Origin of the sequence: Oryzomonas japonica, from assembly GCF_008802365.1 — a bacterium.
In the GTDB taxonomy this organism is placed as follows: domain Bacteria; phylum Desulfobacterota; class Desulfuromonadia; order Geobacterales; family Pseudopelobacteraceae; genus Oryzomonas; species Oryzomonas japonica.
The window spans coordinates 613,808-631,883 of sequence record NZ_VZQZ01000001.1; the positions used below are offsets into that span (position 1 = coordinate 613,808).

General features: G+C 59.8%; 17 protein-coding genes. 13 read left to right on the top strand and 4 right to left on the bottom strand.

Features of this window, described 5'->3' with window-relative positions; translation table 11 throughout:
- Positions 1-4 precede the first annotated feature (4 nt).
- On the bottom strand, positions 5-1,591 hold the full coding sequence (locus F6V25_RS02800; protein WP_151126998.1) for a peptidylprolyl isomerase: 1,587 nt from the start codon (positions 1,589-1,591) through the stop codon (positions 5-7).
- Between the two features lie 216 nt (positions 1,592-1,807).
- Here F6V25_RS02800 and F6V25_RS02805 point away from each other — a divergent pair, with 216 nt between their 5' ends.
- A complete protein-coding gene (locus F6V25_RS02805; protein WP_151127000.1) occupies positions 1,808-2,836 on the top strand; it encodes an LOG family protein in 1,029 nt (342 codons plus the stop codon).
- 101 nt (positions 2,837-2,937) lie between these two features.
- Complete coding sequence (locus F6V25_RS02810) at positions 2,938-4,326, top strand: penicillin-binding transpeptidase domain-containing protein (protein WP_151127002.1); 1,389 nt, start codon at positions 2,938-2,940, stop codon at positions 4,324-4,326.
- A 125-nt stretch (positions 4,327-4,451) separates the two neighbouring features.
- On the opposite strand, the gene F6V25_RS02815 is transcribed toward F6V25_RS02810, so the two are convergent.
- A complete protein-coding gene (locus F6V25_RS02815; protein ID WP_151127004.1) occupies positions 4,452-5,174 on the bottom strand; it encodes a UDP-2,3-diacylglucosamine diphosphatase in 723 nt (240 codons plus the stop codon).
- A 58-nt stretch (positions 5,175-5,232) separates the two neighbouring features.
- Here F6V25_RS02815 and F6V25_RS02820 point away from each other — a divergent pair, with 58 nt between their 5' ends.
- The 5 genes from F6V25_RS02820 to F6V25_RS02840 all read left to right on the top strand — a co-directional run bounded on the left by F6V25_RS02820 (position 5,233) and on the right by F6V25_RS02840 (position 9,705).
- Positions 5,233-5,688, top strand: a complete 456-nt coding sequence (locus tag F6V25_RS02820) for a UPF0158 family protein (protein WP_149306857.1) — start codon at positions 5,233-5,235, stop codon at positions 5,686-5,688.
- An 11-nt stretch (positions 5,689-5,699) separates the two neighbouring features.
- Positions 5,700-6,761, top strand: a complete 1,062-nt coding sequence (locus tag F6V25_RS02825; RefSeq protein ID WP_151127006.1) for an AI-2E family transporter — start codon at positions 5,700-5,702, stop codon at positions 6,759-6,761.
- Positions 6,762-6,837: 76 nt separating this feature from the next.
- Positions 6,838-9,225 (top strand): heavy metal translocating P-type ATPase, encoded by a 2,388-nt coding sequence (locus F6V25_RS02830; RefSeq protein ID WP_151127008.1) that lies wholly within the window; start codon positions 6,838-6,840, stop codon positions 9,223-9,225.
- A gap of 25 nt (positions 9,226-9,250) precedes the next feature.
- Positions 9,251-9,529, top strand: coding sequence for a hypothetical protein (locus tag F6V25_RS02835; RefSeq protein WP_151127010.1), 279 nt, complete (start codon positions 9,251-9,253; stop codon positions 9,527-9,529).
- Positions 9,530-9,549: 20 nt separating this feature from the next.
- Positions 9,550-9,705, top strand: a complete 156-nt coding sequence (locus F6V25_RS02840) for an NAD(P)H-dependent oxidoreductase (protein ID WP_151127012.1) — start codon at positions 9,550-9,552, stop codon at positions 9,703-9,705.
- A 43-nt stretch (positions 9,706-9,748) separates the two neighbouring features.
- Here the strand turns inward: F6V25_RS02840 and tpx are convergent, their stop codons facing one another.
- Positions 9,749-10,264: a thiol peroxidase gene (gene tpx / locus F6V25_RS02845; protein ID WP_151127014.1), complete on the bottom strand. Its 516-nt coding sequence runs from the start codon at positions 10,262-10,264 to the stop codon at positions 9,749-9,751.
- A 79-nt stretch (positions 10,265-10,343) separates the two neighbouring features.
- Positions 10,344-10,922 (bottom strand): NUDIX hydrolase, encoded by a 579-nt coding sequence (locus tag F6V25_RS02850; RefSeq protein WP_149306852.1) that lies wholly within the window; start codon positions 10,920-10,922, stop codon positions 10,344-10,346.
- Between the two features lie 214 nt (positions 10,923-11,136).
- On the opposite strand from F6V25_RS02850, the gene lysA reads away from it, so the two are divergent.
- The 6 genes from lysA to F6V25_RS02880 all read left to right on the top strand — a co-directional run bounded on the left by lysA (position 11,137) and on the right by F6V25_RS02880 (position 17,951).
- Positions 11,137-12,390 (top strand): diaminopimelate decarboxylase, encoded by a 1,254-nt coding sequence (gene lysA, locus F6V25_RS02855; protein WP_151127016.1) that lies wholly within the window; start codon positions 11,137-11,139, stop codon positions 12,388-12,390.
- A 187-nt stretch (positions 12,391-12,577) separates the two neighbouring features.
- Positions 12,578-13,450 (top strand): 4-hydroxy-tetrahydrodipicolinate synthase, encoded by an 873-nt coding sequence (dapA, locus tag F6V25_RS02860; RefSeq protein ID WP_151127018.1) that lies wholly within the window; start codon positions 12,578-12,580, stop codon positions 13,448-13,450.
- 154 nt (positions 13,451-13,604) lie between these two features.
- Positions 13,605-14,408 (top strand): 4-hydroxy-tetrahydrodipicolinate reductase, encoded by an 804-nt coding sequence (gene dapB / locus F6V25_RS02865; RefSeq protein WP_151127020.1) that lies wholly within the window; start codon positions 13,605-13,607, stop codon positions 14,406-14,408.
- Positions 14,409-14,460: 52 nt separating this feature from the next.
- Entirely contained in the window at positions 14,461-16,053 is a 1,593-nt protein-coding gene (locus F6V25_RS02870; protein WP_151127022.1) for a sensor domain-containing diguanylate cyclase, read from the top strand.
- Positions 16,054-16,326: 273 nt separating this feature from the next.
- Positions 16,327-17,559: an LL-diaminopimelate aminotransferase gene (locus tag F6V25_RS02875; RefSeq protein ID WP_151127024.1), complete on the top strand. Its 1,233-nt coding sequence runs from the start codon at positions 16,327-16,329 to the stop codon at positions 17,557-17,559.
- A gap of 65 nt (positions 17,560-17,624) precedes the next feature.
- A complete protein-coding gene (locus F6V25_RS02880; RefSeq protein WP_151127026.1) occupies positions 17,625-17,951 on the top strand; it encodes a nucleotidyltransferase domain-containing protein in 327 nt (108 codons plus the stop codon).
- The last annotated feature ends 125 nt before the right edge of the window (positions 17,952-18,076 follow it).

The window sequence follows — 18,076 nt, forward strand, 5'->3', positions numbered from 1 at the left end:
TCTCCTATTTTTCAGCAATAAGCGTCTGGTTGATCTCGATCTTGGCCTTGTTTCTGAGGCCCTTTACCCAGGCGGCCAGCGCTTCTTCCTGTTTCTTGGGCAGCATCTTCAGTTTGAGCTGCTGCTTGGTCTTGTCGAAGTCCGCTTTCGGGGCTTCGATGCGTTGCTTGAGGCGTGCCGCATACCAACGGTTGCCCACCTTGAAAGGTTCCTTGGTCACCGGCGCTGCCGCGGTCAGCTTGAAGGCCGCCTCCATCAGGTCGGGGGCGTTGCCGATCACGGGGATGTTGCCTTTGTCCGAGAAGCCGAACGTGCCGGTGGTCTGGGTCTTGAGCGTCCCTTTGGCGGCAAGCTGCCGGGCCGCGTCGGCAGCCTTTTTCTTGGCCAGTTCCACCGCCTTGGCGGCCTTGACCTTTACTTCCAAAGTCGCCCTGATCTCGCTGAGCGGCGGGACGACCGAGGCCTTGCGTTCCTTGGCCTTGATGATGTAGATACCCTTGGGGGTTTCGACCGGGCCGCCCAATTCGCCCGCCTTGAGTTCAAAGGCCTTTTTGATAACGGCCGTCTCACCGGCCAGGGCGGCCGCCGGGGCATTGGCGTCGAACAGCGGCGTTTCCTGTACCTTGAGGTTCAGTTGCCCGGCGATCTGTTTCAAATCGTTCGACTTGGCATGTTTGTAAAGGGTATCGGCCGCCAGTTCAAAGGCCTGCTTGGTGGCCTTCTGCCGGAGGGCGTCGGCCTTGACCTTCTCCTTTACCTCTTTGAGGGGCAGGATACCGTCTTTGCCCTGCCAGCGGTCGATGTTCTTCTGGTAGAAGGTCTGAATCTCCTCTTCGGAGACCGTCAGCTTTGCGGCCTGGGCGGCCGGATCGAGCAGGATGTAGGAAAGAGCCGTTTTTTCAGGTGTCTTGAACTCGCTCTGGTTTCTCTGCAGATAGTCGTTGAGTTCCGCATCGGTCGGCTTCACCTCAGAGATCACCTCATTCGGCGCATAGGACACGTACTCCAGTTCGATCTTGTCGTTTTCCTTTTTGTATTGGGTCAAGGCCTCGTCGTCACTGACCGTGGCCTTGTCTTTGATGGCCTGGCGGGTCTTGGAAAGCAGTAGGTCCTGCTTCTGTCCCTCCTCGAAGTCCTTGGGGGTCAGGCGGTTGCTCCGCAACAGCTGCTGATACAGCTCAAAATTGAACTTTCCGTCTTTCTGGAAGGTCGGCAGGGCTTCAATGGAGTTGGCCACCTCTTCCTTGGATACCTTGATCCCCATGGACTTGGCTTCCTTGGCGATCAAAAAGTTGTCGATCAGGCTGTCCAGGGCCACCTTTTTCAGCCCCAGGGCCTTTTCCATGTCGGGGGTGATGGATTGGCCGTAGATCTGCTGGTAGATGGTGCGGATGCGCTGATAGGCGTTCTGGTATTCTTCCAGGGGGATTTTGGTGCCGTTGACCTTGGCCGCGTACCCCCCGCGCCCGCTGACACCCTCGCTCCCCTTGCCCCATACCAGGAACATGGTACCGATAAAGGAAAGCACGATGACGACGAACACGATCTTGATGATGAAGGATTCCTTCTTCTTGCGGATGAAGTCCAGCATGGCCGAAATACTCCTTGAATAGATTGGTTTTCGTGGATAAGTGCCCTAGTGGCGGAAGAAAAAGAAAACAAATACTACTATACGTCCCACCCGAATGCAAGATGCTTGTTTGGCCTGGCGGTCGGGCGGATGAGCCTTATTTGCGGTGTTTGATTTGCGCCCTGACCTGTGGTAGGGTGAACGATCAAATTCCGAATCCAGCACAGGGATGTGGTAATGGAACTCAGTTTTTCACGGCCCAACGCCGAAATCGATCAGTTGATCAACCGGCTGGTCGAGGTGGCCGGCGGCATTCACCACGCTGAGATCACCCGCGAGATGATCCTGTCGACCCTCAAGATCGGGCAGGAGGTCGATTATCCGGCTGATCTCAAGCTGATCAACCGCACGTTGCGCGAGATGCGGTTCACGGCCCGGGTTTTTGGTCCGTATCGCGGCCGCAAGAAGGTCACCATCTTCGGTTCGGCCCGCACCGGGCGGGATGAGGAGATGTACCGGAAATGCGTTCGCTTCAGCCGCATCCTGGCGGATAACGGCTACATGATCATCACCGGGGGCGGCCCCGGTATCATGCAGGCCGGCAACGAGGGGGCGGGCAGCGAGAATTCTTTCGCCGTCAATATCCGGCTCCCCTTCGAACAGCAGCCAAACCCGGTCATGTACCGCAACCCGCGTCTGATCACCTATAAATACTTCTTCAACCGCAAGGTGGCCTTCGTCAAGGAGGCCGACGCCATCGCCGTTTTCCCCGGCGGTTTCGGCACCCTGGACGAGGCCATGGAGGTATTCACCCTGATCCAAACCGGCAAGACCTCGCCCAAACCGCTCATCCTGGTGGACGACGAGGGGGGCTACTGGGAGCAGTTCTTCGCCTTTGTCAAACGGAGCCTGCTGGTGAAAGGCTTTATTTCCGGGGAGGATTTTTCCCTGTTCACCATCACCAAGGACGAACAGGAAGCGGCAGAGGCCATCGAAACCTTTTACCGCATCTATCACTCCATGCGTTTCATCGACCACCGCCTTGTCATCCGGTTGAACAAGGTGCTGGCCCCGGAACAGATCCGCACCCTCGAGGAAGAGTTCCCCGAATTGCTCCAGGACGGCGAACATATCGTCTGCTGCGGGGCAATGCCCGAAGAGGCCGATCAGCCCGACCTGATCGCCCTGCCGCGTATAACCATGAAGTTCAACCACCACCACTACGGCCTGCTGTTGGCCTTTATTCACCGGATAAACACCTTCTGAGGCAAACGCTCTCATGGACGCGCCCGGCATTCGTTGACAAAGGTCGCCGATTGGCGGTATAGTCTCATTATCTTACTCGGACTCTCTATTCCCGGAACGCCATGCAGGACCTTAAACATCTATCCAGAAAAAAACACTTTTCCGCCTTCCGTTTTTTCGGCTTCTATCGCAGCAACAGGAAAATCAAGGATTCTGGCGAACGCACGGTCTTGCGGCTACCCATCCCGGTAGGCAAGCGTCGCGAACAGCTGAAGCATATCCTCCTGTTTCTGGCCATTGTGCTGGCGCTGACGCCGATTTGCGCCCTTGTGTACCAGAAGTCACCCCACGTGGTGCGGACGGTGACGCTCTGGCTCCATTCCCACTCCACTCCCGACATCAAAGCGGCCGAAGCGGCCAAGCCCCCGGCCAGCGGCAGTTTTGAGTCTGCCGTGCGCCTGTTCGACACGGCGGTCGTGAACGATGGACAGCTCACGGCCCGCAGCGCGGGTGGCGACACCCTGCACTACACCATTAAGGACGATTTGCAGAAGCGGGTTCACGATTTCATGGCCCAAAAGCAGGTGCCGTTCGGGGTATTTGTGGCCATCGAACCGTCAACCGGTCGAATCCTGGCCATGACGTCCTATTCTGCCGTCGATCCCCAGTGGGCGCAATCCGCGTTCTTCGATCTCTATCCCATGGCGTCGCTGTTCAAGATCATCATCGCTTCCGCCGCCCTGGAAAACAAGAAGATCACCCCCCAAACGGTGGTCGAGTTTCGGGGCGCCCCCTATTCGGAGAACCCCCGTTACTGGGACATCAGCCCCAGGGGCAACAACAACCGCATGGATGTGGGCTATGCCATGGGCAAGTCCATCAACCCGGTCTACGGCCGGGTCGCCAACAATATCGTCGGCAAGGCGTCGGTCATGGAGTACGTACATAAATTCGGCTTCAACCAGGCGCTTTTCCCGGGCGTCCCGGTCAAGGCAAGCAAGACCAGCGACCCCCAGCCGGGCCATGCCTTGATGTTGATGGGCGCAGGCCTCGACCACGAGGTCAAGATATCGCCCCTGCACGCGGCGGTGATCATGGGGGCCATCGCCAATCAGGGACGGATGATGGTCCCGACCCTGACCGACAAGGTCGTCAGCGCCGCGGGGACGGAAAAGGATGGGCATAAGCCCCGGGAGCTCCGTCGGCTCGTGTCGCCCGAAACGGCGGCGTCCCTCACCCAGATGCTCTCCAATACCGTTACCCGTGGCACCTCCCGGCGCGCCTTCCATGATCGCCAGGGCCGGCCGATGCTGGCGGGGATCGATATCGCCGCCAAGACCGGTTCCATCGACGGGATCTCACCCAAGGGGCATTATTCCTGGTTTGCTGCGTACGCACCGGCCCATGAACCGCGCATAGCCCTGGTGGCGCTGGTCATTAACCAGGACCGGTGGAAGATCAAGTCTGCCCAGGTGGGGGAACAGGCACTGGAGGAGTTTTTCAGGCACTGACTGGCTGCTGAAAAACAGCCATCTCGCCGCCTCCTCGAAATCCCCTTTGTGCGGGGGCGACGATCTGACTGTTTTTGAACAGCCTGAGTTTTTTCAGGAAAGAGGCTCCAGGCTCTTGGCTTGATTTACGGTCGGTAGGTACACAGGTGCAGCTCCCCGTTCCGCATCTCGCCGTAGGTGAACTGTTCCATCCAGTCCCCCAGGGAGAGGACGGTAAAGGACGGGGAGGCCAGTTCCTGACGAAACGCCAGATGAAAATGGCCGGTAACAAGTCCGTCGTACCCCTGTTGTTGCGCTGAGCGGGCGAAGGTGAGGATGATCTCCCGGTAGTTCCAGCGCTTCCGTTTAGCTTGGTAGCCGGATTGACTGGTGCGTTGCAGACGTTCCTTGACCTTCAGCGCCAGGGATGGCGGAAAATGCCGGACGGCGGAGGCAACCAGGCGATTGTGCAACAAGAAACGTAGCAGGCGGTAGCCTCGGTCTTCCCGGTTGATCTGGTCGCCATGGCAGAGCAGGAGCCGCTTCCCCTGCACCATCACGGTGGCCGGGCCAGAGTGGATTTCGGTCTTCAGGTGCTTGCTGAAGATCGTGCCCAGGTGGAAGTCGTGGTTGCCTTCGAAGTATACGATGCGGCAACCGTTGCGGGTCAGGTCCAGAAGGGCCTCCAGCACGGCGTCGTACTGGCGGAATGGGTGGGAGGGGAAGCCAACCCAGAAGTCAAACAGGTCGCCCATGATGAAAAGGGTTTCCGTGTTCCCCTTCAGGGAATCGAGAAAACGGAGCAGCAAACGGTAATTCGGGTCCGTCGGCGCTTTCAGGTGGGCATCGGCCAGGAAGATGGTTCGCATGCCGGGGATTGTGCTGTCACTTGCATGATATGTCAACAGGATAAGAGGAACGGGCGTCATGGCTATTATACATAATGTGGAAATTGTCTGGGATGAACTAATGGACGCCTTCACCAGCGGGCAGAGCGACCGGGTATACTTTCTCGACCGCTATACCGGCGAGGTTTTCTTCATTCCGACCACGTTGGAGGACGAGGACGTCTGGCAGCAGATGGATACCGGCCGGGATCGCTTTCTGGAGATTCCCCGCTTCGATTACGGCGTCGAACGACAGCTCATGTCCGGCTTCATCGGAGCCATCCAGGATCCGAGCCTGCGCAGCATACTCAACGGCTCCCTGGCCGGTAGAAAACCCTATGGCAACATCAAGGAAATCCTCTCCTTCTTCCCCGAAGAGGAGGAACGGCTCGGGGCAATGAAAGACGATTTCCTTGCCAGCAGGGTCAAAACCTGGCTCGACGAAAACAATCTGTTCACGGTTGATTCGGAGACGCTGCTTTCATCGCGTATGTAAGGAAGGCGGCCATGGAACACCATACCGAACACCAGAGTGTTCGCCGAAGCGATTATGGGCGGCTGATCGCCATCATTATGCTGCTCTGCCTGCTGGCCGCCGCCGGATACGCCCTTCAGCACACCATCTCCTGTTTTCTGCTCTCCTGGATAATCGCCTATCTCCTCGACCCGGTGCTCGTACAGGCAGAACGGCGCGGCATGAAACGGCTTTTCGCCCTGGGGCTGCTCTACGTCGCCCTCGGTATCCTGATCGTTTTCTTCTTTGCCTTCATGCTCCCCAAGCTCACCATCAGCTGGAACGGCATCCTCGCTGAACTGCCCACCTATATCCAGAGGATCAAGCTGGACGCCCTGGAATGGAAGTCACGGCTTCCCGACCGCTACGGCTCCGAAGAGATCCAGTGGATTCTGGACAAAGTCTCGGCAAATGCGGATACGGCGGCTGAGAAGGCCGGCGCCTGGGTCTACGTTTTCGGCACCCGGATATTCTTCAACCTCTTCAATATCGTTCTCTCCCCGATCCTGGTTTTTTTCATGCTCTACTACAAACAGACCATCATCGACACCGCCTCCTCCTGGGTCCCGGAACAGCGCCGCGAGATGTTCCTCAATATCGGCCGCGAGGTCAATACCAGCATCGGCGGATATCTGCGGGGGCAGGCCATTGTTTCCATCATCGTGGCGTTCCTGTCCCTGACGGCGCTTTTCATACTGGATATCCCGCACCCCATCATCAGCGGCATCTTTGCCGGGGCCGCTTCGGTGCTCCCCTTTATCGGGGTGTTTATCGCCGCATTGCCGGCACTGTTCTTCGCCTGGTTCAAATACCAGACCATGGCCAGCCTGGCCCAGACCGCCGCCGCCTTCGGGGTTATCTACTTCCTGGAAGGGTACGTGATCAAGCCGCTGGTGTTCAGAGGTTCCATGAACCTTAATCCGCTGGTGACCATTATCATGGTCATGGCCCTGGGCGAACTGCTCGGTTTCTGGGGTATCCTGCTGGCCCTGCCCATCGCCGCCGCCATAAAGATAACGTGGGGGCACCTGCATAACGGCGATTTCAGGGATTAATTCTTACGAGACGTTCCTGCCCCCACCCATTCGCCCTGATCAAGGATGGGGAACCGGACCTCTGGAAAGTCGGCCTATGACTACGATCAGCATGAAAATCACCGGCATGTCCTGTGCCAATTGCGCCGCCCGGATCGAGAAGGAGATCGGAAAACAGCCCGGCGTCTCCACGGCAACCGTCAACTTTGCCATGGAAGAGTTGGTCGTCGGCTTCGATGAAGCTGTTGTTTCGCTGGAGGAGATCGCCGGCCGCGTCGAGAAGCTCGGGTACGGCGCGATCCGCCCCGAACCGGCCGATGAGTTGACCTTCGGTGTCCAGGGCCTGCACTGCGCCTCCTGCGTCAACCGGCTGGAAAAGAAGTTGCTGGAAAACCCGGCCGTCAGCGCCGCCATCGTCAACCTGGCCGCTGAAACCGGGTTTGTGCGTTTCGATCCGCATCAAGTCGGCATGGCGGATATCTTTGCCATGGTTCACGAGGCCGGCTACACCCCGGTTGAGCTGCATGGCGCCGAGGCCTCGGCCGACGATGCGCTCCGCCTGCAACGCAACTGGTTCCTCTTCTCCCTGGCCGCCTCGCTGCCGATCATGCTTACCATGGGCGTCCATGCCAACCGGGCCGTGATGCAGCTCAACCTGCTTCTGGCCACGGCGGTCCAGTTCTCGGCCGGCCTGACCTTTTACCGCGGCGCCTGGAGCGCCTTGAAAAATCGCAGCGCCAACATGGATGTACTGGTGGCCCTGGGGACCTCGGCAGCCTATTTCTACTCGCTCCTGGCTTATGCCGGCCTGTTGGGGCCCCATCGGGAGGTGTTCTTCGAAACCTCGGCCATGCTTATTGCCTTCATCCGCCTGGGCAAGTACCTGGAGGCCCGGGCACGGGGCAAGGCCGGCGAGGCGCTGAAGAAGCTGCTCCACCTCCAGGCCGATAAGGCCCGCCTGGTTACGGAGGAGGGGGAGCGGGAGGTGCCGGCATCCCTGATCCGTGTGGGCGACGTGGTACTGGTGCGGCCAGGCCAGGCGATCCCGGTGGACGGCGAGGTCATCGAGGGGAACGGCGCCGTGGACGAGTCCATGGTGACCGGAGAATCCCTGCCGGTGGAAAAGAAGGTCGGCGACACGGTGACTGGGGCCACCATCAATAGAAACGGCGTCCTGCGGGTCCGGGCCACCCGGGTCGGTGAGGCCACCCTCCTCTCCCAGATCGTCCGCATGGTCCGGGAGGCCCAGGGGGACAAGGCTCCCATCCAGCGGTTCGCCGACGCCGTTTCCGGCTGGTTTGTGCCGGTGGTGCTCATCCTCTCTCTTGCGACATTTTCCATCTGGTTCTATACCCTCCACGCCGGTTTCCTGGCGGCCTTCCGTTTTGCCATCGCCGTGGTGGTGATCGCCTGCCCCTGCGCCATGGGGCTTGCCACGCCGACCGCCATCATGGTGGGGAGCGGCGTGGCCCTGGCCCGGGGCATCCTCATCAAGAAGGGCTCGGCCCTGGAGGCCATCTCCCGCATGCAGGTGCTGCTGCTGGACAAAACCGGAACGCTGACCATCGGAACGCCGACCATGACCGACCTGGCGGCCGTGGCGGGGGTTGATCCGGCGCGTCTTTTGGAGTGCCTGATAACGGCCGAGATCCACTCGACCCACCCGCTGGCCCAGGCTGCGGTGCGGGCGGCCGAGGAGGCGGGCATCAAGCCGGGGGCGGCAACGGACTTCGAGGAGCGGGGAGGTTTCGGCATCACCTGCACCCATGAAGGGTTCCGCCTGGCGGTGGGCAATGAACGGCTGATGGAGGAAGAGGGGATCAGTCTCAAGGGGTTGGCCGACAAGGCCAAGGAACTGGCCGGGACGGGCAAATCGCTGATATACGTGGCCGCCGGCACGACCCTGGTGGGGGTAGCCGCCTTCGCCGACACGCTGAAACCCGGTTCCGCCAAGGCGGTGGCTGAATTCAAACGCATGGGCATCCAGACCTGCATGATTACCGGCGACCACGCCGATGTGGCCGCGATTGTGGCCGGGCAGGCCGGTGTGGACAGCTTCGAGGCCGAGGTATTGCCGGACCGCAAGCAGGAGGTGGTCAGGGAATACCAGCAACGCGGCATGATCACCGGTATGGTGGGGGACGGCATTAACGACGCTCCGGCCCTGGCCCGGGCGGATATCGGCATCGCCATCGGCGGTGGCACGGACGTGGCCAAGGAAACCGGCGATATCGTTCTGATGCGCAACGACCTGACGGACGTGGTGCGGGCCATCGCCATCGGTCGGGCCACCCTGGCCAAGGTCAAGCAGAACCTGTTCTGGGCGCTATTCTACAACATCCTCGGCATCCCGGTGGCGGCAGGCCTGCTCTCCCGCTACGGCATAACCCTCAAGCCGGAGTACGCCGGCCTGGCCATGGCCTTTTCCTCGGTCTCGGTGGTGCTCAATTCCATCCTGTTGAAACGGGTGGAGCGGAGCCTGTGAGGGGGCCGGCCCCGGAGGTGGAGCGGTGTTGACCAAACTGGAAGAGATCGTCCTCGAATGGGTGTGCCTCGACTATGAGCGGGCGCCTGCCATCGTCGGCGAGGTCTCTTCCGCTCTTGGCAGCCAGGCCACCGACCGGGAGGTGTTCGGGGTGCTGCTGGCACACTGTGGGCGGGGGCTGGTGAAAGCCTATCTTTACGAAACAGAGACGAGAGCGTTCAAGCAGCTTACCCGTCCTGCCGACCATGACCCGGAAGAGGTGTGGTGGTATTGTACGGAAGCAGGGAAGAAAGCGCTTTTCTGAGCCCCGGTGGAGATTCATTCTTGAAGGTCGCCGTATTCAACGGCAGCCCCCGCAAAGGGAATAATGCCTCGCTGCTCATCAAGCATGCCTTCACGGAATTGAACCGTGGGGGGATCGAGACGATGCGCGACCTGGGGGTAAACATGGCGTGGCTGATGAAGAAGATCGGGGTGTGATGCGGGGCGATTCACGAATCGCCCCGCCAGAACCTGAAACAGCCTACAAGAGCGCCTTGGCCGCAGCGATCGCGGCGGCGTAGTCCGGCTCGCTGGTCACCTCGGGAACGATCTGGACGTAGCGGACGATATCGTTGGCATCCACCACGAAGACCGCCCGGGCAAGCAATACCAGCTCTTCGATCAGGACGCCGTAGTTCTTGCCGAAGGAGCGGTTGCGGTAGTCGGACAGGGTGACCACCCGGTCAATGCCCGCTGCGCCGCACCAGCGTTTCTGGGCAAAGGGGAGGTCCTGGCTGACGGTCAGCACCACCACGTTGCCCGGCAGGCCGGCGGCCTCCTGATTGAAGCGGCGGGTTTCCGTGTCGCACACCGGCGTGTCCAGGGACGGCACGGCGCTGATGATCTTTATCTTGCCGGCGTAGGTCGCCAGGGTGGTTGCCGCCAGGCCGTTATCCACCACGGTAAAATCGGGCGCCTTGTCGCCGACCTTAACCTCCGGACCGACCAGGGTCATGGGGTTCCCCTTGAAGGTGATGATGCCTTTGCGTTCGCTCATGGACGTGTCCTCCTGAAATTAGCTGCCTATCTTTTTGGACAATTTTACTCCGTAACCGGAAAAATGCAATCCTCCCCCGTCAAAACAAGCCGTGCATCTTTAGAAACTGCATCACCAGCCGATAGGTAATGCCCCATAGCACCGGCTTGTCCGGCTGCGGCAGGCGAATGGCCGGGGTCTCCACCGGTCGGCCGCGAAAATGGACCTGAGTGGTGATGTGTCGCCGCTGGTCGGCAAGGTCGGCCAGATTGACCCAAAATGCGTCCCGCGATTCGTGGTTGATGGTGACTGCCGGAAGGGCGCCGCTGAAACCGTAGGCGAAACAGGCGATCCTGACCGGCAGGTGCGCGCCGACGATATCGCCCAGTCTGCCCAAATGACGGGCAGCAGCCAACTCGATGGCCGCCTCTTCGCGGGTTTCCCGTTCGGCGGCCTGGCGCAGTGTCTCCCCCGGCTCGACCCGTCCCCCGGGAAATGCCAGGTTGCCGGACCAGGGGTCGCGTTCGTCGGTTGCCCGCTCCAGGAACAGCAGATGGAGACCGGCGGACTGTTCGACCAGAACCATGGCCACTGCTGCGGGGCTGCGCCCGTCGTCGGGCGCCTCGTCGTGCTGCAACCGGGAAATGGTTGCGCAGATGGTATCAAAGGTGAGGGTCATACAGGAACCTGCCACGCGTTCTGTTTTACGGAACTGTAAACGCCAATGGGGAGGGAAGTCAAAGCCATTTTCCCGTGGGCCGGAATAGGGGACCAAAGTAATCCCATACTTTTTGACTTTTCATGTCCCCCATGTTATAAATATCCACTTTTCCCTCAAATTATTGTCTGAATATTTACGAAATCATTATATAGTTCATACAGGGAGGCATGCAATGAACCACTTTCAGTACAAAGCCAACGAACTCTATGCGGAAGACGTGCGGCTCGCGGATATCGTCGCCAAGGTCGGCTCGCCGGTCTACGTCTATTCTCACGCCACCTTGGAACGGCACTTCAAGGCCTTTGACGGTGCTTTCGCCTCGGTGCCCCACACCGTCTGCTACTCGGTCAAGGCCAACTCCACCCAGTCGGTGCTCAAAACCTTCATCAACCTCGGCGGCGGGGTGGATATCGTCTCCGGCGGCGAACTGTACCGGGCGCTCAAGGCCGGCGTCGATCCGAAAAAGGTGGTATACTCCGGTGTGGGCAAGAAGGACGAGGAGATCGAATACGCCCTGAATACCGGCATCCTGATGTTCAACGTGGAATCGGAGCAGGAGTTGACCAGGATCAGCGAGATCGCCTCCCGCCTGGGGAAAAAGGCCGGCATCGCCATCCGGGTCAACCCGGACGTGGACCCCGGCACCCATCCCTACATCACCACCGGCCTGAAAAACGCCAAATTCGGCATCACCATCGACCGGGCCATGGAGGAGTATAAACGCGCCGCCGGTCTGCCGGGCATCGAGGTGATCGGCATCGATATGCACATCGGCTCCCAGTTGACCAAGGTCAACCCCTTCGTTGATTCCATCGAGAAGCTGAAGGTCATGATCGGCAAGCTGAAGGAGATGGGCATCAACCTGCAGTACTTCGACTGCGGCGGCGGCCTGGGTATCCAGTACAACAACGAGGAACCGCCCCTGCCGGCCGATTACGGCAAGGAGATTATCGCTGCCACGAAGGATCTGGGCCTGCACCTGGTGTTCGAGCCGGGCCGCAATATCGTCGGTAATGCCGGTATCCTGGTTGCCCGCTGCCTCTACACCAAGGCGCGGGGCGAGAAAAACTTCATCATGATCGACGCCGGCATGAACGACTTGGCGCGCCCGGCCCTGTACGGCTCCTTCCATAGCGTGCAGGCGCTGAAAAAGGATCAGGACGGCCTGATCACCGCCGACATCGTCGGGCCGATCTGCGAGTCGGGAGACTTCCTGGTCAAGGACCGGGAGGTGCCGATGTTCAAGCAGGGCGACCTGATGGCCTTCATGTCGGCCGGCGCCTACGGTTTTGCCATGAGCAGTTCCTACAACAGCCGTCCCCGGGTGGCCGAGGTGATGGTCAAGGGGGGCGCATTCGAGATTATCCGCGAGCGCGAGACGATCGAAGACTTGGTCAAGGGCGAGAAGGTCGCCACGTTCCTGTAGGAGGTTGTTGAAAAACAGTCATCTCGCCGCCGTCCTCGAAAGCCCTTTTGTGCGGCGTAGCGCTGCTACGCCGCACAAAAGGGCTTGTCTAGCGGGTGCGACGATCTGACTATTTTTGAACAACCTGAGTTTTTCAACAGCCTGGTAGTTGAAATAACAATATTCCACCCGCAAGGAGGAAAAGGGTATGTTTAGAGGCAGCATTGTCGCCATCGTGACGCCATTCAAAAACGGTGCGGTTGACGAAGAAAAATTGCGTGAACTGGTGGAATTCCAAATTGCGGGCGGCACCGATGCCATCGTGCCCTGCGGCACTACCGGTGAGTCGTCCACCCTGGATTACGAAGAACACGACCGGGTGATCGAGATCGTCGTGCAGCAGGTCAACAAGCGGGTCCCGGTCATCGCCGGCACCGGCTCCAATTCGACCCGCGAAGCGATCGAGATGACGGCCCATGCCAAGAAGCTCGGCGCCGACGGCGCCCTGCTGGTCACCCCCTACTACAATAAGCCGACCCAGGAAGGGCTCTATCGCCACTACACGGCCGTTGCCGATGCCGTCGAACTCCCGCTGGTCCTCTACAACGTGCCCGGCCGCACCGGCGTGAACCTGCTGCCCGAGACCGTGGGCCGCCTGGCCCCCCACAGGAACATCGTGGCCATCAAGGAAGCCACCGGCTCCCTGCAACAGGCGTCCGAGATCCTGGCCCTGTGCGGCGACCAGATCGATGTGCTCTCCGGCGACGACTTCATCACCTTCCCGTTGATGGCCTGCGGCGGCAAGGGGATCATCTCGGTGACCGCCAACATCATGCCCGCGGAGGTGGCGGCCCTGGTGGACGCCTTCGAGGCCGGCAACATGGATGAGGCCCGCCGACTGCACCTGAAGCTGCTCAAGATCAACAACGCCATGTTCCTGGAGAGCAACCCGATCCCGGTGAAGACCGCCCTGGGTCTGATGGGCAAGTGCAGCGACGAGATGCGCCTGCCGCTCTGCCCCATGGGCGAGGCCAACAAGGCCAAGCTGGCTGCCATCATGAAAGAGTACAACTTGATTTAACTTCATAACCTGCCACAGAGACGCAGAGAAAGGCAGGAGAGAAACAAAAGCATAAATCCGGGATTCAGGTTCACCCCTCTCTGCTTCCTGCTTTTGCCGTTCTCTGTCAACCTCTGTGTCTCAGTGTCTCTGTGGCAGATGTAAGGAATCTACCATGATCAACATCGCCGTTTGCGGCGCTGCCGGACGTATGGGACAGCGCATCATCAATTCCATTGTCGAAACCGAAGGGGTCCGGTTCTCCGGCGCGCTGGAGCGCCCGGGTCACCCTCTAGTGGGGCAGGATGTGGGCCTGATCGCCGGTTGCGGCGAGCTGGGAGTCGCGGTTTCCGATGACCTGAACGGCGTGATCGCCGCCTGCGACGTGCTGATCGACTTTACCGCGCCCAAGGTCTCCCTCAAGAACCTGGAGGCCTGCGGCCTGCAAAAGAAGGCCATTGTGATCGGCTCCACCGGCTTTACCCCCGAGGAGCGCGCCCTGGCTGCGGAACTGGCCAAGACCACCCCGGTGGTGCTGGCGCCCAACATGTCGGTGGGGGTCAATGTCTGCTTCAAGATCCTCAAGGACATCGCCGCAACCTTGGGAGACGATTTCGACGTGGAGATCGTCGAGGCGCACCACCGCCTGAAAAAGGACGCCCCTTCCGGCACGGCCGTGCGCATGGGCGAGGTGGTGGCCGAGGCTCTGGGACGCGATTACAACAAGGTGGCCAACTTCCATCGCGAGGGGATCACCGGCGAGCGCACCAGGGAAGAGATCGGCATGCAGACCATCCGCGGCGGCGACATCATCGGCGAGCACACGGTCTACTTCATCGGCATGGGCGAGCGCATCGAACTGTCCCACCGGGCCATGACCCGCGACATGTTTTCCCGCGGTTCAGTCCGCGCCGCCAAGTGGGTCGTATCCCAGAAACCGGGCCTGTACGATATGCAGGATGTCCTGGGGCTGCGGTAGCCCCAAGCAGAACTCTGCGGCCACGCCATTAAAAACGGGGAGATTTTGACCAATGAATGCCGGGGTTCCGTTCAGGCGGCACAGCATCACCGTGAGGATGACCGTGGCGGTTTGCACCTTCGTCATCCTGTTCTCGTCGCTTATGGCGGTCGCCTCCCTGTACTATTTCAAACAGGAACTCAAGGAAACGATCTCCAACCAGCAGATGACCCTGCTGACCGTCGTGGCTCAGGGCATCGACCAAAAACTGACGTCCGCCCAAAAGACGGTTGTCGAGGCGTCCCGTGACGTCACACCCGGCATGGTCGCCGACCCGGATGCGGCGCAACGGTTTCTCAACAGTCTGCACAGCGTCAAGAGCCTCTTCGACAACGGCATCTACCTGTTCTCGAAGGATGGGCGGATCATTGCAGAATCGCCTTTTCTCCCCGATCGGCGGGGCAAGGACATCTCTTTCCGGCAGTTCTACCGGCAGACCATTGCCACGGGAAAACCGACTATCTCCACCCCCTTCATCTCGACCCACTCCCCCGGGACCCCGGCGCTCAACATCACCGCCCCGGTGCGGGATAAGAACGGCGCCGTGATCGCCATCCTAGGGGGCGGCATAAACCTGCTGCAGGACAACTTCTTAGGGGACCTGTCCCATACCCGCATCGCCAAGAACGGATATCTCTTCCTGGTGTCCGGCGACCGGACCATCATCATGCACCCGGACAGGTCGAGGATCATATCCACCAAGATCGCACCGGGCGCCAACAAACTGCTGGACAAGGCGCTGGACGGCTTTGAGGGGGTGGCGGAAAACACCACCTCCCGCGGTGTGCACGTCCTGTCGTCCTTCAAACGTCTCCAAGCCACCGACTGGGTCGTGGGGGGGGAGTATCCGCTGAACGAAGCCTACCAATCGGTCTACCGGCTGGAGAGATATTTTGCCGTGGCGGTGGTGGTCAGCGCTTTGCTGATCATCCTGATCATCAGGCTGATCATGGGCAGCTACACCAGCGCCCTGGTGCGCTTTGCCGAGCACGTCGGGCAGATCTCATCAAAGAGCGGCGCGGACCGGCTGTTCAAGCTCGAGAGTAAAGACGAGGTTGGGTTTGTCGTGCGGACCTTCAACGCCATGGTCGAGGACCAGGACAAGAAGAACGAGGAACTGTTCTACATCAGTACCCACGACGCACTTTCGGGGCTCTACAACCGCGCCTATTTCGACGACCAGATGGACCGCCTCTCCGCCGGCCGCATCGCACCGATCTCCGTGGTGATGGCGGACATCGACGACCTCAAGGTTTTTAACGACAGTCACGGCCATTCGGCCGGAGACGTGCTGATCACTACCGTCGCCATGATCCTGCTGGAATCGTTCCGGGCCGAAGACGTGGTTGCCCGCATCGGCGGCGACGAATTTGCCATCCTGCTGCCGGGCGTGGATGCCGTCCATGCGGAAATCGCCCTGAAACGGGTCCGAAGCGTGGCCGACAAGTATGCCGCCCAGGCAAACGGCCTCACCTTGACCATCTCCCTGGGGCGCGCCACGGTGGAGAACCCGGCCAAGCTGGATGAGGCCCTGCAACTGGCCGACCAGCAGATGTACCTGGATAAGGTGAGCCGCAAGCTGGTGGAAAAGGAATCGGAACTTTAGGAGGTTGTTGAAAAACAGTCATCTTAGCGCCTATCGGCGTCCCGCTAAACGGGATGACTACGCTATCGCTCCGTCACCGATAATTATGCTCACGCATAATTATACGCCGTCATCCTCGAACGCCCTTTCGTGCGGCGTAGCGCTGCTACGCCTCCTCAGGGCCTTCTGCGGGTGCGACGATCTGACTATTTTTGAACAACCTCCGTTTTCAACAGTCAGTTAGTAGCTTACCATTACGTTATAACCCTATCTTCAAGGAGGATTGAAGCACCAATGGCAAAAATCAACGACAACTACCTGAAACTCAAAGCAGGCTACCTGTTCCCGGAGATCGGCCGCCGCGTGCGCGCCTTTGGCGAGGCCAACCCGAGCGCCAGGATCATCCGTCTGGGCATCGGCGACGTTACCCGCCCCCTGGCCCCGGCCGTGATCAAGGCCTTCCACGACGCCGTGGACGACCTGGCGACTATCGACAAATTTGCCGGCTACGGCCCGGAACAGGGGTACGATTGGCTGATCAACGCCATCATCGAAAAATCCTACAAGCCGTTGGGGGTCAGCCTCAAGACGGATGAGATGTTCATCTCCGACGGCTCCAAGTGCGACTGCGCCAACATCCTGGATATCTTTGCCCTGGACAACGTGGTGGCCATCGGCGACCCGGTCTACCCGGTGTACAACGACACCAACGTCATGATCGGCCGCACCGGCGAGGCCGACGACAAGGGGTACTACAAGAACATCGTCTACCTGCCGTGCAACGAGGCCAACGGCTTCATCCCGGCCCTGCCGGACCGGAAGGTGGACATCATCTACCTCTGCTTTCCCAACAACCCGACCGGCGTGGTGGCGTCCAGGGCCGAGCTGAAGAAGTGGGTCGATTACGCCCTGGCCAACGACGCGGTGATCTTCTACGACGCCGCCTACGAGGCCTTTATCACCGATCCCGCCATCCCCCATTCCATCTACGAGATCGAAGGGGCCAAGAAATGCGCCATCGAGTTCCGCTCCTTCTCCAAGACCGCCGGGTTCACCGGCGTGCGCTGCGGCCTGGTGGTGGTGCCGGAAGAGGTCATGGGCACTACTCCCTCCGGTGAGCGGTACAGTTTCAACAAACTCTGGCTGCGTCGTACCACCACCAAGTTCAACGGCGCCTCCTACCCGGTGCAGCGGGCCGCGGCGGCGGTCTACAGCGACGAGGGATGGCCCCAGATCCGGGAGACCATCAACTACTATATGGAGAACGCCCGCATCATCCGCGAAGGGCTGGCGGAAGCGGGGCTCACGGTCTACGGCGGGGTCAACGCCCCCTACATCTGGCTCAAGGTGCCGGCCGGCATGACCAGTTGGGACTTCTTCGACAAGCTCCTGCACGAGGCCAACGTGGTCGGGACGCCCGGCTCCGGTTTCGGCCCCAGCGGGGAAGGGTTCTTCCGGTTGTCGGCGTTCGGGAATCGGGAGAATGTGATCGAGGCGGTGGAGAGGATCAAGAAAAACCTGAAATAACTTCGAAATGGGCGCTGATTGCAGCGCCCATTTTTTTATGGTATGACACTATCAGGGGAATCAAAATGGGTATAGTAGCGTTTGCGGACATACAAAAATTTGCGGCCGATGTGGCGCGTGAGTTTTTACCTGAAAAGGTGATCCTGTTCGGCTCGTATGCAACCGGCCGCGCCAGGGAGGAATCGGATGTAGACCTGCTGGTGGTCATGCCTGGGGATGTTTCGGGTGTGCGGATTGCTGCCGACATCATCACGCGCTTGAAGCCGATGCTGCCTGTTGAGATTATGGTCCGTTCTTCCCGCCAGATCAAGGAGAGACTAGCCTTGAACGATTTCTTCCTGCGCGAGATTATGACCACGGGAAAAGAACTCTATGCAGCCCCTCACCACTGAGTGGATTCAGAAGGCGGAGGGGGATCTGGCAACTGCCGGACGCGAGTTGCGTGCTCGTACGGCACCCAACTATGATGCAGCTTGTTTTCATGCCTAGCAAGTTGCTGAAAAAACGAGTGAACTAT

What these genes read in the sequence shown, in the direction of transcription:
- F6V25_RS02830 (WP_151127008.1), top strand. Translation starts at nt 6,838, where the DNA reads ATGACTACGATCAGCATGAAAATCACCGGCATGTCCTGTGCCAATTGC.
- dapB (WP_151127020.1), top strand. Translation starts at nt 13,605, where the DNA reads ATGATCAACATCGCCGTTTGCGGCGCTGCCGGACGTATGGGACAGCGC.
- dapA (WP_151127018.1), top strand. Translation starts at nt 12,578, where the DNA reads ATGTTTAGAGGCAGCATTGTCGCCATCGTGACGCCATTCAAAAACGGT.
- F6V25_RS02800 (WP_151126998.1), bottom strand. Translation starts at nt 1,591, where the DNA reads ATGCTGGACTTCATCCGCAAGAAGAAGGAATCCTTCATCATCAAGATC.
- tpx (WP_151127014.1), bottom strand. Translation starts at nt 10,264, where the DNA reads ATGAGCGAACGCAAAGGCATCATCACCTTCAAGGGGAACCCCATGACC.
- F6V25_RS02810 (WP_151127002.1), top strand. Translation starts at nt 2,938, where the DNA reads ATGCAGGACCTTAAACATCTATCCAGAAAAAAACACTTTTCCGCCTTC.
- F6V25_RS02815 (WP_151127004.1), bottom strand. Translation starts at nt 5,174, where the DNA reads ATGCGAACCATCTTCCTGGCCGATGCCCACCTGAAAGCGCCGACGGAC.
- F6V25_RS02825 (WP_151127006.1), top strand. Translation starts at nt 5,700, where the DNA reads ATGGAACACCATACCGAACACCAGAGTGTTCGCCGAAGCGATTATGGG.
- lysA (WP_151127016.1), top strand. Translation starts at nt 11,137, where the DNA reads ATGAACCACTTTCAGTACAAAGCCAACGAACTCTATGCGGAAGACGTG.
- F6V25_RS02820 (WP_149306857.1), top strand. Translation starts at nt 5,233, where the DNA reads ATGGCTATTATACATAATGTGGAAATTGTCTGGGATGAACTAATGGAC.
- F6V25_RS02880 (WP_151127026.1), top strand. Translation starts at nt 17,625, where the DNA reads ATGGGTATAGTAGCGTTTGCGGACATACAAAAATTTGCGGCCGATGTG.
- F6V25_RS02850 (WP_149306852.1), bottom strand. Translation starts at nt 10,922, where the DNA reads ATGACCCTCACCTTTGATACCATCTGCGCAACCATTTCCCGGTTGCAG.
- F6V25_RS02870 (WP_151127022.1), top strand. Translation starts at nt 14,461, where the DNA reads ATGAATGCCGGGGTTCCGTTCAGGCGGCACAGCATCACCGTGAGGATG.
- F6V25_RS02805 (WP_151127000.1), top strand. Translation starts at nt 1,808, where the DNA reads ATGGAACTCAGTTTTTCACGGCCCAACGCCGAAATCGATCAGTTGATC.
- F6V25_RS02875 (WP_151127024.1), top strand. Translation starts at nt 16,327, where the DNA reads ATGGCAAAAATCAACGACAACTACCTGAAACTCAAAGCAGGCTACCTG.